Origin of the sequence: Streptomyces sp. NPDC002602 (genome assembly GCF_042889445.1) — a bacterium.
In the GTDB taxonomy this organism is placed as follows: Bacteria; Actinomycetota; Actinomycetes; order Streptomycetales; family Streptomycetaceae; genus Streptomyces.
In genome coordinates, this window is record NZ_JBIAQX010000004.1 from 1 (window position 1) to 13,787 (window position 13,787).

Below are 13,787 nucleotides of genomic sequence, written 5' to 3' on the forward strand. Positions count from 1 at the left end.
CCGACTACATGCACCCCACCCACTACATCCCCCTCACCCACCTCCCCCTCACCCCCAACGGAAAACTCGACCGCAACGCACTCCCCACACCCGTCATCGCGGCTCGGCCGACCCCTGCGTCGGCGGCGCCGGCCGCCCCGTCGGGTACCCCGGAGCAGGTGCTGTGTGCCCTGATGGCCGAGGTCCTGGGATTGTCCGCGGTCGCCCCGGACGAGAACTTCTTCGAGCTCGGCGGCGACAGCATCATCTCCATCCGCCTGGTGAGCCTGGCACGCAAGGCGGGTCTGACGGTCTCCGCCCGGCAGATCTTCCAGAACCCGACCCCGGTCGCCCTCGCCGCGCTGACCGCGCCCCGCGACGGCGCACCGGCCGCCCCGGTCCGCCCGTCGGACGGCGGCCCGGGACCGCTGCCGCTGCCGCCGGTCGCGCAGTGGCTCGCCGAGCGCGGCGGCCCGTTCGCCTCCTTCGCCCAGGCCAGGCTGATCCGGCTGCCCGCCGGCGTACGGCACCCGCGGTTGGTGTCCGCGCTCCAGGCGGTCCTGGACCACCATGACGCGCTGCGGATGATCCTGACCGTCCCGCGCCCCGGCGTGTGGAGCGCGGAGATCCGTGAGGTCGGTGCGGTGCGGGCCGACACGGTCCTCGATCGCGCCGAGGCCTCCGGCCTGGACGACGCCGCGCTGCGGGCGTTGATCGGGGTCGAGTCGGGACGCGTCTCGGCGTCGTTCGACCCCGAGGCGGGCGCCCTCGTACGGGCGGTGCACTTCGACCGAGGTCCCGGCGAGGAGGGCCGGCTGCTGATCGCCGCGCACCACCTGGCGGTGGACGAGGTGTCCTGGCAGATCCTCCTCCCCGACCTGCGGGCGGCGTACGAGGCGCCGGCCGCGGGCCGGGCCCCGGCCCTGGACCCGGTGGGCACCTCGCTGCGGGGCTGGACCACCCACCTGCTCGCGGAGGCGCAGCACCCGCGCCGCACCGCCGAGTTGGACCGCTGGCTGACCGCGCAGCCCGGCGGGCCGCTGCTCGCCGACCGGCCGCTCGATCCGGGGACGGACACCGCCGCGACCGCGCGGAGCCTGACCGTGCGGCTGTCCGCCGAGCGCACCGCGCCGCTGCTCCAGGCGGTGCCCGCCGCCTTCCACGGCACGGTCGGCGACACCCTGTTGACCGCGCTGGCGCTCGCCGTCGGCGACCGGGCGGCCCGGTCCGGCCGCGCGGGCGCCGGCTTCACGGTGGACCTGGAGGGTCACGGGCGGGAGCAGGAGCTGATGCCCGGCGCCGACCTGACCCGTACGGTCGGCTGGCTCACCACCATCCACCCGCTGCGGCTGGCCGGCGGATCGTACGACCCGGCCGCCGTGCTGGCCGGGCGGGAGGACGCCGGGGCCGCGCTGAAGGAAGTGAAGGAGTTGCTGCGGGCCGTGCCCGACGGCGGGATCGGCGCCGGGTTGTTGCGGTACGCCAACCCGGCCGCGGCCCGGCTCTTCGATCCGTCGGCGCGCGCCGAGATCCTGTGGAACTACCTGGGTCGCCAGACCGGCCAAGCCACCGGCGACTGGGGCCGGGCCGACGAGGCCGATGCCCTGTCCGCCCGCCCCGACCCGGACATGCCGCTCTCGCACGTACTGGAGATCACGGCGGAGGTCACCGAGGGGGCGGACGGTCCGGAGCTGACGGCGACGTTCATCCGGGCCGGGGAGGCCCTTTCCGCCGGGACCGTCCAAGACCTCGCGGACGGCTGGCTGTCCGCCGTGAACGCCCTCGCCTCCTGGGCCGACGGCACCACCACCGGGGGGTACACCCCCTCGGACCTCGACCTGGTCGACCTCGACCAGGACCAGATCACCATGCTCGAAGAAATGTGGAGGGCCCAGCAGTGACGCAGGCGCGAATCGAGGACATGCTTCCGCTGTCCCCCTTGCAGCAGGGCATGCTGTTCCATTCCGTGTACGACCAGAGCGCGCCCGACGTCTACACCGTGCAGGTCACCGTCACCCTCGCCGGCCCGGTCGACGCGGACCGGCTGGAGCGGGCCGGGGCCGCGCTGTTGCGCCGCCATCCCAATCTGCGGGCCGGGTTCTGGCACGAGGGCGTCCCGCAGCCGGTGCAGTTCGTACCGGCCGAGGTGACCTTCGCCCTGGGCAGGGTGGACCTGAGCGACGACCCCTCCGCGTCGGCGGTGCGCCGGGTGGAGCGGTCCGAGCTCAACCACCGCTTCGCTCTGCACCGGCCCCCGCTGCTGCGCCTGACACTGGCCCGGCGGGGCCCGAACGACCACCTGCTCATCGTCACGGTGCACCACATCCTGGTCGACGGCTGGTCGATGCCGCTGCTCGTGGGCGATCTGCTCGCCCTGTACGACAACGGCGGCGACCTGGCCGCGCTGCCCGCGGTGCACCCGTACAAGGAGTACCTGCGGTGGCTCAAGCAGCAGGACGCGCCGGCCGCCGAGGGGGCCTGGCGCACCGCGCTCGCGGGGCTGGAGGAGGCCACGCGGGTGGCGCCGGCCGACCCGTCGCGGACGGCGGTACGGCCGGGCGTGCACCGGCTGGAGTTGTCGGAGCGTGCGACGGCCGGACTGACGGCGGCCGCGCGGCGCATGGGGACCACGCCGAGCACCGTGATCCAGGCGGCCTGGGGGCTGCTGCTGGGCTCGTTGACGGGACGCCGGGACGTGGTGTTCGGGCTGACGGTCGCGGGGCGGCCCGAGGAGATACCGGGCGTCGAGTCGATGGTGGGTCTGTTCATCACCACCGTCCCCGTCCGTCTCGATGCGCGGCCGTGGGAGAGCGGGGCCGATCTGCTGCGCCGGTTCCGGGACGAGCAGAACGGGTTGCTGGCCCACCATCACCTGGGGCTGCGCCGGATCCAGAAGCAGGCGGGCGGCGGCGAGCTGTTCGACACGCTGGTGGTCATCGAGAACTATCCGGTGGACCCGTCGGCGAAGCCGGCCCTGTCCGACGGGGTGCGGGTCGCGGACGTGTCGGCGCGGGACGCCACGCACTATCCGCTGACGCTCGCGGTGTCGCTGGAGGAGCGGACCGAACTGGCCCTGGAGTACCGGCCGGACCTGTTCGACGCACGGTCCGCGGCGGTGATCGCCGAGCGGCTCGCGGGTCTGTTGGAGCAGCTCACGACGGCGCCGCAGACTCCGGTGGGCGCCCTGGACCCGGTCACCCCGGGTGAGCGGGACCGGCTGCGGGAGGGTTGGCGCGGCCGGGTCCGTGACGTGCCGGCGGGCACGGTCGCCGATCGGTTCGCCGAGCAGGTGGCGGCGACGCCCGACGCGTGCGCGGTGGTCGCGGGCGCGGAGCGGTTGACGTTCGCGGAGTTGGACGACCGGGCGGGTCGGTTGGCGGGGCTGCTGGCGGCGCGCGGGGTGGGACCGGAGTCGGTGGTGGCGTTGGCGCTGCCCCGGTCGACTGAGTCCGTCGTGGCGATCCTGGCGGTGCTCAAGGCGGGTGCGGCGTACCTGCCGATGGACCTGGACCATCCGGCGGACCGGCTCGCGTTGATGCTCGGGGACGCCCGGCCGGCGTGCGTGGTGACCGGGGGCACGGCGACGGCGTCGCTGCCCGCGGCCGTGCCGGGCGGTCCGGAGCGGATCGTGCTGGACGCGCCGGAGGTCCGTGCGGAACTCGCTTCCCGCGAGCCCGGGTTCACCGGCCCGCCGGTGGACGCCGAACATCCCGCGTACGTCATCTACACCTCGGGCTCCACGGGTGTACCCAAGGGCGTGGTGTTGACCGGCGGCGGTCTGGCGAACCTGTACGCCAACCACCTGACGGAGGTGTTCGGGCCGGCCGTGGGCGCCGCCGGCGGGAGACGGTTGCGCGCCCTGCACACCGCGTCGTTCAGTTTCGACACGTCCTGGGAGCAGTTGTTCTGGTTGATCGCGGGCCACGAGCTGCACGTCCTCGACGAGACGGGCCGGCGGGACGCCGAGTTCACGGTCGGGTATGTGCGCGAGCAGCGGATCGACGCCATGGACGTGACGCCGACGTACGCGCAGGCACTGTTGGAGTGGGGTCTGCTCGAGGACGGCCGGCACCGGCCGGGTCTGTTGCTGCTGGGCGGTGAGGCCGTGCCCGAGGCCCTGTGGACGGAGGTTCGCGAGGCCTCCGGGGTGATGTCGGTGAACCTGTACGGTCCCACCGAGTACACGGTGGACGCGCTGGCCGCCGACCTGTCCGTGTCCGCGACCCCGATCGTGGGCCGCCCCATCGGCAACACCGCTGCGTACGTGCTGGACTCGGCGCTGCGGCCGGCTCCGGCGGGCACCCCCGGCGAGCTGTACCTCGCGGGGCACGGCGCCGCGCGCGGCTACCTCGGCCGGCCGGGCCTGACGGCGGGGCGTTTCGTCGCGGACCCGTACGGGCCCGCCGGATCCCGCATGTACCGGACGGGCGACCTGGTGCGGCTGCGGCCGGACGGCGAGTTGGAGTTCCTGGGGCGGGCCGACGACCAGGTCAAGATCCGCGGCTACCGGATCGAGCTCGGTGAGGTGGAGGCGGCGCTCAGCGCCCTGGAGGGAGTGGCGACCGCCGCGGCCGTGGTGCGGGAGGACACTCCCGGGGTCAAGCGCCTCGCGGGCTACGTGACCGGGCGGGTGGATCCGGCGCGCGCCCGTGAACTCCTCGCGGCGCGGCTGCCGGACTACCTGGTGCCGGCGGCGATCGTGGTGCTGGACGTCCTGCCGGTGAACGTCAGCGGGAAGCTGGACCGCTCCGTGCTCCCGTCGCCCGCGCTGGGCGGCGCCGAGGGCTCCAGGGCCCCGCGCGACGACCGCGAGCGTGCACTGTGCGCGGTGTTCGTCGACGTACTGGGGTTGGGGTCGGCGGGGATCGACGACGACTTCTTCGCGCTGGGCGGCGACAGCATCGTCTCCATCCAGTTGGTCACCCGGGCCCGCAAGGAGGGCCTCGTGCTGACCCCGCGCGATGTCTTCGAGCACCGCACGGTGGCCCGGATGGCTGCCGCCGCCGGCGCGGCGGGCGACGGGCAGGGCGGCTACCTGGCCGCCGACGGCCCGCTGGTGGAGCTCGGCGAGGAGCAGCGGCGGCTGGTGGCCGCCGCGTTCCCGTCGGCCGAGGAGATCCTGCCGTTGGCGCCGCTCCAGGAGGGCCTGTACTTCCACGCGGTGTACGACGATCGCGCCCTCGACGTGTATCTGATGCAGAACTTCGTGGAGCTGCTGCACGAGGTGGACGCGACCGCACTGCGGGGCGCCTTCGAGACGATGCTGCGGCGCCACCCGAACCTGCGGTCCGGGTTCTGGCACGAGGGCCTGGAGGGTCCGGTGCAGGTGGTGCCGTCCGCCTGGGAGCTGCCCTGGCGTGAGCTGGATCTCGGCGGGTTGGACGCCGACGCCCAGGAGGCGGCGCTGCGGGAGTTCTCGCTCGCCGACGCGGCGACCCGCTTCGACCTGGCCGCGCCGCCGTTGCTGCGGGTGACGCTGATCCGCTTCTCCGCGACGCGGTGGGTGCTGTGCGTGACCCAGCACCACATCCTGACCGACGGCTGGTCGGAGTCGCTGTTCTTCGAGGAACTGTTCGCCCTGTACGGCAACGGTGGCGCGGAGGAGGCACTGGCGCCGGTGACCCCGTACCGGGACTACCTGCGCTGGCTGGCCGCCGTCGACACCGAGGAGGCTGCCGGGGCCTGGCGGTCCCATCTGGCGGGGCTGGACCAGGGCACGCTGGTCCGGCCCGCGGACCCGGCCCGCCGGCCGGTGACCGCGGAGGTGGTGGACCTGTCGCTGGACGAGGAGACCAGTGACCGGCTGCGGGCGTTCGCCCGGGGCTGCGGCATCACCTTGAACACGGTGCTGAGCACGGCGTGGGCCCTGTCGTTGGCGCGGATGACGGGCCGCGACGACGTGGTGTTCGGGGCGACGGTCTCGGGCCGTCCGGCGGACATCCCCGGGGTCGATCAGATGATCGGCATGTTCATGAACACGCTGCCGTTCCGGGTGTCGTTGCGGGCGGACGAGCCGCTGCGGGACCTGCTGGTGCGCGTACAGGCCGAGCACGCGGCGCTGCTGCCGTACCACTACGTGGGGTTGGGCCCCGTTCAGCGCCTCAGCGGCATCGGGCAGCTCTTCGACACCCTGTACGTGTTCCGCAACACCCCGCTGGACGACGCGGCCCGCGAGGAGGCGGTGGCCCGTCACCGGATCGGGTGGACGCACAGCGTCGACGGCACGCACTACCCGTTGACCCTGGCGGTCACCCCGGGGCGGGCCCTGGAGCTGACGCTGGCCTACCGGCCGGACCTGTACGACGAGACGGCCGCGCGGACGCTCGCCGACCGGCTGGCCCTGCTGGTGGGTCAGCTCGCGGACGGCGCCGCGCACCCCGTCGGCCGGCTGGCCACGCTGGGGCCCGGGGAGCGGGAGTCGCTGCTCGCCAAGGGCGACGACATGGGCCACGAGGTCCCGGACACCACGGTGATCGACCTGTTCGCCGAGCAGGCCGCCCGCACGCCCGACGACACCGCCCTGGTGTTCGAGGACGAGCGGTTGACCTACGCGGAGTTGGACGCCCGCGCGAATCGGCTGGCCCGGTTGTTGGTCGCGCGGGGCGCGGGGCCGGAGACGGTGGTCGCGCTGGGTCTGCCGCGTTCTGCCGACTTCGTGGTGGCGTTGTTCGCCGTGCTCAAGACGGGCGCCGCGTACCTGCCGCTGGACCTGGACCACCCGGTGGAGCGGCTGGCCACGATGGTGTCCGACGCGGCCCCGCTGTGCCTGGTGACGACGGCCCCGGTCGCGGACCGGGTACCGGTGGTCGAGGGCGTTCCCGCGCTGACGCTGGATGCGCCGCGGACGCGGGAGGAGCTGGCCGCGCTGGCGGCGTCGCCGCTCGCGGAGTCGGAGCTGGCCGGGGTGCGCGACGGCCGGCACCCGGCGTACGTCATCTACACCTCCGGTTCCACGGGGCGCCCCAAGGGTGTCGTCGTGCCGTACGCGGGTCTGACGAACATGCTGCTCAACCACCGGGAGCGGATCTTCGCTCCGGCGGTGGCGCTGGCCGGCGGGCGCCGGATGCGGGTGGCGCACACCGTGTCCTTCGCGTTCGACATGTCGTGGGAGGAGTTCTTCTGGTTGGTCGACGGGCACGAGGTGCACGTGATCGGCGAGGAACTGCGCCTGGACCCGGCGGCGTTGACCGCGCACTACGACCGGGTGGGCATCGACGTCGTCAACGTCACCCCCTCGTACGGGCAGCAGCTCGTCGAGGCGGGGTTGTTGAGCCCCGACCGGCACCGGCCGACGCTGTTCCTGCTGGGCGGCGAGGCCGTGCCGGATTCCCTGTGGGAGCTGTTGAGGCGCACCGAGGGCACCATGGGCTACAACCTGTACGGCCCGACCGAGTACACGATCAACGCGCTGGGCGCGGACGTGGCGGACAGTGCCACGTCATGCGTGGGCCGGCCGATTCACAACACCCGGGCGTACGTGCTCGACAGCGCGCTCCGGCCGGTTCCGGCCGGGGTGCCGGGCGAGCTGTACCTGGCGGGTGCCGGTCTGGCGCGCGGCTACTTCGGGCGGCCGGCGCTGACCGGGGAACGGTTCGTGGCCGATCCGTTCGGTGAGCCGGGCACGCTGATGTACCGCACCGGTGACCTGGTGCGGTGGCGGGCCGACGACTCCGTCGACTACCTCGGTCGGGCGGACGACCAGATCAAGATCCGTGGTTTCCGGATCGAGCTCGGGGAGATCGAGTCGGCGGTCGCGGCGGCGCCGGACGTGACCGCCGCCGCCGTGACCCTGCACACGGGCGCGGGCGGGGTCCGTCGACTGGTGGCCTACACGGTGATGTCGGCCGGGGCCGCCGGTGACGCGGCGGCGCTGCGGGCGCACCTGTCGCGGAGCCTTCCGGAGTACATGGTGCCGTCGGCGTTCGTGGAGCTGGCGGCGATGCCGCTCACGGTGAACGGCAAGGTGGACCGGGCGGCGCTGCCCGCACCGGACTTCGGGCAGGCGGGCGCCGGCCGGCCGCCGAAGGACGCCCGCGAGGAACTCCTCGCGGGGATCTTCGCGGAGGTGCTCGGCCTGGAGCAGGTCGGGGTGGAGGACAACTTCTTCGAGCTGGGCGGGCATTCGCTGCTCGCGATGCGCCTGGTCGGCAGGATCCGGGACGCGCTCGGGCTGCCGGTGCAGGTGGCCTCGGTGATGGCCGCGCCCACGGTGGCGGACATCGCGGCCCGGATCGGTGCGGACGCCCGTCAGGGCGCGCTGCGGGTGTTGATGCCGCTGCGGGAGCGGGGCACGGCCGCGCCGCTGTTCTGCTTCCACCCGGCGTCCGGGTTCGGTTGGCAGTACTCGGGCCTGCTGCGGTACCTGGACGCGGACCGGCCGGTGTACGGCCTCCAGTCGCCGGGGCTGTCCGGTGCGCAGCCGGATGTCGCGGACGTCGCGGAACTGGCCGAGCTCTACCTGGCGGAGATCAGGACGGTGCAACCCGAGGGGCCGTACCACTTCCTGGGCTACTCCTTCGGTGGCACCGTCGCCCAGACGCTCGGTGCGCTGCTCCAGGAGCGCGGCGAGGAGGTGGCGTTCCTCGGCCTGTTGGACGCGTACCCGCCGGAGGTCGAGGACTGGTCGTACGTGGACGACCCGGACTGGCGGGAGCGTCTGGAGCGGGAGGAGAGCGGGTTCCTGCTGTCGGTGGCCGGTCTGGAGGGGCCCTCGGACGGGGAGCCGGTGGACCGTTCGGAGGCGGTGGCCGCGATCCGTGACAGCCAGGGCCTGCTGGCCGGCTTCGACGAGGACCTGTTGGAGTCGATCGTCTCCACCAACGTGCACTGCGTACGGCTGCTCTCGCGCAGCCGGACCCGCAGGTTCCGGGGTGACGTGCTGTTCTTCACGGCCGCCCGTACGACGCCGGCGGACGAGGCGCCCGCCCGGGTCTGGCCGCCGTACCTCGACGGCCGCCTGGTGGAGCACGTCCTGGATTGCTCGCACGACGAGCTGATGTCCCCGGCCGTGTCGGCGCAGGTCGGACCGGTGCTGGCGCGGGCGCTGGCCGCGCTGCCCGTCCGGGCGTGACGGGAGGGGCGGATGGGGGCGGGCCGAGGTCCGCTCCCGCCCGCCCCGGGTCGGGCGGTCGCGCGGTCGCGCGTCGAGGACGTGGCCAACCGTGTCGCCCCGGGGGGAAGTTCGCCTCCCCGGGGCCTGCCCAAGGGCCTCCCCGGGCCTGCCCGACCCCCGCCCGGGGCGTGCCGGGGGCGGACTAGGCGAACCGATTCAGTTAGGTTAGGCTTACCTTATTCAAAGGGGGAATGACATGTCCGACAGAGTGCCCGGCAGACCCCGACTCGCCGGACGAGTGGCCCTGGTGACCGGCGCGGGCCAGGGCATAGGCGAGGCCGTCGCCCGCTCGCTCCACGCACTGGGAGCCACCGTGGCCGCCACCGATCTGGGCGGCCCGACCCTCACCGGATGGGTCGACGAACTCAACCGGGACACCGGGGACACCACTCCCGGAACCGGTACGGAGCCCGGCGTCGCCCGCGCCTACCAGCTCGACGTGACCGATCGGCACGCCGTCGACGAGCGCGTCGCCCGGATCGAACGGGACCTGGGCCCCATCGACATCCTGGTCAACGTCGCGGGCGTGCTGCGCACCGCGCCCGCCGCCGAACTCACCGACGAGGACTGGTCGCTGACCTTCGCCGTGAACACCACCGGCGTCTTCCACACCGCGCGCGCCGTGGCCCCGGGCATGGCCGAACGCGGGACGGGCAGCATCGTCACCGTCGCCTCCAACGCGGCGGGCATCCCCCGCACCGGCATGGCCGCCTACGCCGCCTCCAAGGCGGCCGCCGTCATGTTCACCAAGTGCGTCGGACTGGAGTACGCCCGCCACGGGGTCCGCTGCAACGTGGTGGCACCGGGCTCCACCGACACCCCCATGCAGCGCTCCCTGTGGACCGACGACGAGGCACCCCGACGGGTCCTCGAAGGCGACCTCGCCACGTACCGCACCGGCATCCCGCTGGCCCGGATCGCGGACCCGCAGGACGTCGCCGACGCCGTGGTCTTCCTCTGCTCCGAACAGGCCCGCCACATCACCATGCAGGACCTGTACGTGGACGGCGGGGCCACCCTGCGCTGACGCGCGCCGGCCCCTCCCGCCCCACCCCCACCCGCAGCCCCCCGAGCCGCCCGCCCCGGGCGCGCGTCCGCCTGCCCACCCTCCTCCCAGGAGTCCCCGTGCCCACGGTCCACCCACTCGCCGCACCCCCCGCACCGGGCGCCCCCGCCCACCCCGCCGTGGGAGCCGCCACCGGCCTGCTCGACGCCTACCGCGCCGGCGACCGGTTCCTCGCGACACCGACCCGCACCCTGCTCGCCTCCGGCGTCAGGAAGGAGCTGCGCTCGGACGCCTCCCGACTGCCGGGCGACGTGCGCGCCGCGCTGCTCGACGCGGCGCGGGCCGGGGACTACGGGGCCGTGGTGATGGGAGCCGTCCCCTTCGACCCACAGGCACCGGCCGCGCTGGTCGTCCCGGAACGGGTGCGCAGCGGTCCCGCGTTGCGCACGGACCCCCTGGTCGCACTGGAGGCGACCGCCCCGGCCGCCGCCGACTGGTCGGTGACCGAGGTCCCCGCGGCCGAGGTGTACGCCGAGGGCGTGGCCCGGGCCGTGGAGCGGATGGGGCGCGGCGAGTTCGCCAAGGTCGTCCTCGCCCGTTCCCTCGAACTGGCCGCCGCCGACGACCTGGACCTCCCGGCGATGCTCGGGCGCCTCGCCCGCCGCGACCCCGGCGGCTACACCTTCGCGCTGCCGACCGGCCCCGGACGCACCCTGTTGGGCGCCAGCCCGGAACTGCTCGTCTCGCGCCGGGGGGACCGTGTCGTCGCCAATCCGCTGGCCGGGTCCGCCCCGCGCAGCGAGGACCTCGCCGAGGACGTGCTCCGGGCCGCGACCCTCCTGCGGTCGGAGAAGGACCTGCACGAGCACGGTGTCGTCGTCGACGCCGTCGCCCGGGCCATGGCCCCGCACTGCGCGGACCTCGACGTCCCGGCGCGGCCCACGCTGATCCGTACCGCCACCATGTGGCACCTGTCGACCACCGTGTCCGGTCGGCCGGCCCGCCCCGACGTGACCGCGCTGGAGATCGCCTCGGCCCTCCACCCCACACCCGCCGTCTGCGGCACCCCGACCGGGGTCGCGCGCGAGGTCATCCGCGAGACGGAGCCCTTCGACCGGGGCTTCTTCACCGGCATGGTCGGCTGGCAGGACGCGAGCGGGGACGGCGAATGGGTCGTCACCATCCGCTGCGCCGAGGCCGAGGGGCGGCGCCTTCGACTGTTCGCGGGCGCCGGGGTCGTCGAGGCCTCGGACCCCGCCTCGGAGACCGCGGAGACCGCGGCCAAGTTCCGCACCTTCCTCCAGGCCGTGGGGGCGGCGCTGTGACCGCCGCGGCACCCACCTGGCCCGCCGGGTTCGCCGAGCGCTACCGCGAGGCCGGCTGGTGGCGCGGGGAGACCTTCGGCGGCATGCTGCGCGAGCGCGCCGCCGCGCACCCCGACCGGATCGCGATCGTGGACCCGACCGGCGGCCCCGACGGCGGCCGTCGCACCTGGACGTACGGCGAACTCGACCTGCGGGCCGACCGGATGGCGGCCGGGCTGACCGCCCGGGGCGTCGGCGCCGGGGACAAGGTCGTCGTCCAGCTCCCCAACGTGGCGGAGTTCTTCGAGGTCGTGTTCGCGCTCTTCCGGATCGGCGCGCTGCCGGTGTTCGCGCTGCCGGCGCACCGGCGGACCGAGATCGGCTACTTCTGCTCCTTCACCGGAGCTGCGGCGTACGTGATCCCGGCCACGCACGGCGGCTTCGACTATCGCGAACTCGCCGCGCGGGTACGGGAGGACGCCCCGGAGCTGCGGCACGTGTTCGTGACGGGCGGCGACCCGGGCGCCTTCACCGCCCTGTCCGAGGTGCCCCTCGACCCGAACCCCGAGCCGCCGGTCCACGGCCGGCCCGCACCCCGGGACCTGGCCTTCCTCCAACTGTCGGGCGGCAGCACGGGCGTTCCGAAGCTGATCCCGCGGACCCACGACGACTACCTGTACTCGGTGCGCGGATCCAACGAGCTGTGCGGGGTGACGGCGGATTCCGTGTACCTGGTCGCGCTGCCCGCGGCCCACAACTTCCCTTTGTCCTCCCCCGGTTCGATCGGCGCGCTGTACGCGGGCGCCCGGGTGGTGCTCAGCCCGCAGCCCGTCCCGGACGTCGCCTTCCCGTTGATCGAGTCGGAAGGGGTGACGATCACCGGGCTGGTGCCGCCGCTGGCGCTGCTGTGGACCGATGCCGCGCCGCGCTCCCCGTACGACCTGAGCAGCCTGGACGTGCTGTTGGTGGGAGGCGCCAAGTTCAGCGAGGAGGCGGCCCGTCGGGTCGGGCCGGCGCTCGGCTGCACCCTTCAGCAGGTGTTCGGGATGGCGGAGGGGCTCGTCAACTACACCCGACTGGACGATCCGTTGGAGACGATCGTCACCACCCAGGGCCGTCCGATATCCCCGGACGACGAGATCCTGGTGGTCGACGACGAGGACCGCGAGGTGCCGGCCGGCGCGACCGGTCACCTGCTGACCCGGGGCCCGTACACGATCCGCGGGTATTGGAACGCGCCGACGCACAACGCCCGTTCCTTCACGGCCGACGGCTTCTACCGCACCGGTGACATCGTCCGGGTCACCCCGACCGGCCACCTGGTCGTGGAGGGGCGCGCCAAGGACCAGATCAACCGCGGCGGCGAGAAGATCGCGGCCGAGGAGGTGGAGAACCACCTCCTCGCCCACCCGGCCGTGCACGACGCGAACGTGGTCGCGGAGCCCGACCCGTACCTGGGTGAGCGAACGCTCGCCTACGTGATCCTGCGGGCGGACGCCGAGCCCGTGACGGGCCCGGCCGTGAAGAGGTTCGTCCGTACCCGCGGTCTCGCGGCCTACAAGGTGCCCGATCGGGTCGAGTTCGTGACCGCCTTCCCCACCACCGGGGTCGGCAAGGTCTCCAAGAAGGACCTGCGCGCGGCGGCGGACCCCGGCGTCTCCTGACCCCCGTGTCCCGACCCCACCCCGAAACCCGCACCGAACGGAACACCCATGGCCCTGCCCGCGATCGCCCCCTACGCGCTGCCCACCGCCGCCGACCTGCCCGCCAACCGGGTGGACTGGTCGATCGACCCGGACCGCGCGGTCCTGCTCGTCCACGACCTGCAGAACTACTTCCTGTCCTCGTTCGACACCGCGAGCGAGCCCGTCACCGGACTGCTCCGGCAGGTTTCCCGGCTGCGCGAGGAGGCGATCCGGGCCGACGTTCCGATCTTCTACACGGCCCAGCAGGGTGGCCAGAGCGCCGAGGAGCGCGGCCTCCAGCAGGACTTCTGGGGGCCCGGTCTGCCCCTCGACCCGGAGGCGGAGGCCATCGCCTCGGCCGTGTCCCCCGGGCCCGGTGACACGGTGCTGACCAAGTGGAAGTACAGCGCGTTCGTCCGCACCGACCTGCTGGAGCGGCTGCGGGCGCTCGGTCGCGACCAGTTGGTCATCACCGGTGTGTACGCCCACATCGGGGTGCTGATGACGGCGTGCGACGCGTGGATGCAGGACGTGCAGGCCTTCGTGGTCGCGGACGCGGTGGCGGACTTCTCGGCGCAGGAGCACCGGATGGCACTCGAATGGGCCGCCGGGCGCTGCGCGTACGTCACCACGACCGACCGGGTCTGCGAGGCCTGGTGAGAACGGGGCCGGTCCGCCCGCGCCCGCTGCCGCACGCCCCG

Annotated in this window: 6 protein-coding genes; all 6 read left to right on the forward strand. The window is 73.9% G+C overall.

Going from position 1 to position 13,787, the window contains the following annotated elements; all coding sequences use genetic code 11:
- Positions 1 to 1,880, forward strand: a 1,880-nt coding sequence (locus tag ACFYW3_RS13115) for a condensation domain-containing protein (RefSeq protein ID WP_389386278.1), incomplete at its 5' end; no start/stop codon positions are given.
- Positions 1,881 to 1,900: 20 nt separating this feature from the next.
- A complete protein-coding gene (locus ACFYW3_RS13120; RefSeq protein ID WP_389386581.1) occupies positions 1,901 to 9,049 on the forward strand; it encodes an amino acid adenylation domain-containing protein in 7,149 nt (2,382 codons plus the stop codon).
- Positions 9,050 to 9,287: 238 nt separating this feature from the next.
- Positions 9,288 to 10,118, forward strand: a complete 831-nt coding sequence (locus ACFYW3_RS13125; RefSeq protein ID WP_389386279.1) for a 2,3-dihydro-2,3-dihydroxybenzoate dehydrogenase — start codon at positions 9,288 to 9,290, stop codon at positions 10,116 to 10,118.
- Between the two features lie 98 nt (positions 10,119 to 10,216).
- Entirely contained in the window at positions 10,217 to 11,422 is a 1,206-nt protein-coding gene (locus ACFYW3_RS13130; RefSeq protein ID WP_389386280.1) for an isochorismate synthase, read from the forward strand.
- Complete coding sequence (locus ACFYW3_RS13135; protein ID WP_389386281.1) at positions 11,419 to 13,065, forward strand: (2,3-dihydroxybenzoyl)adenylate synthase; 1,647 nt, start codon at positions 11,419 to 11,421, stop codon at positions 13,063 to 13,065. Before ACFYW3_RS13130 ends, ACFYW3_RS13135 begins: the two co-directional genes overlap by 4 nt.
- A 48-nt stretch (positions 13,066 to 13,113) precedes the next feature.
- Complete coding sequence (locus tag ACFYW3_RS13140; protein WP_351379812.1) at positions 13,114 to 13,746, forward strand: isochorismatase family protein; 633 nt, start codon at positions 13,114 to 13,116, stop codon at positions 13,744 to 13,746.
- Positions 13,747 to 13,787 lie beyond the last annotated feature (41 nt).

Bases quoted from the DNA above. Each gene is read 5' to 3' on its own strand.
- ACFYW3_RS13120 (WP_389386581.1), top strand. From the start codon at position 1,901: ATGCTTCCGCTGTCCCCCTTGCAGCAGGGCATGCTGTTCCATTCCGTG.
- ACFYW3_RS13125 (WP_389386279.1), top strand. From the start codon at position 9,288: ATGTCCGACAGAGTGCCCGGCAGACCCCGACTCGCCGGACGAGTGGCC.
- ACFYW3_RS13140 (WP_351379812.1), top strand. From the start codon at position 13,114: ATGGCCCTGCCCGCGATCGCCCCCTACGCGCTGCCCACCGCCGCCGAC.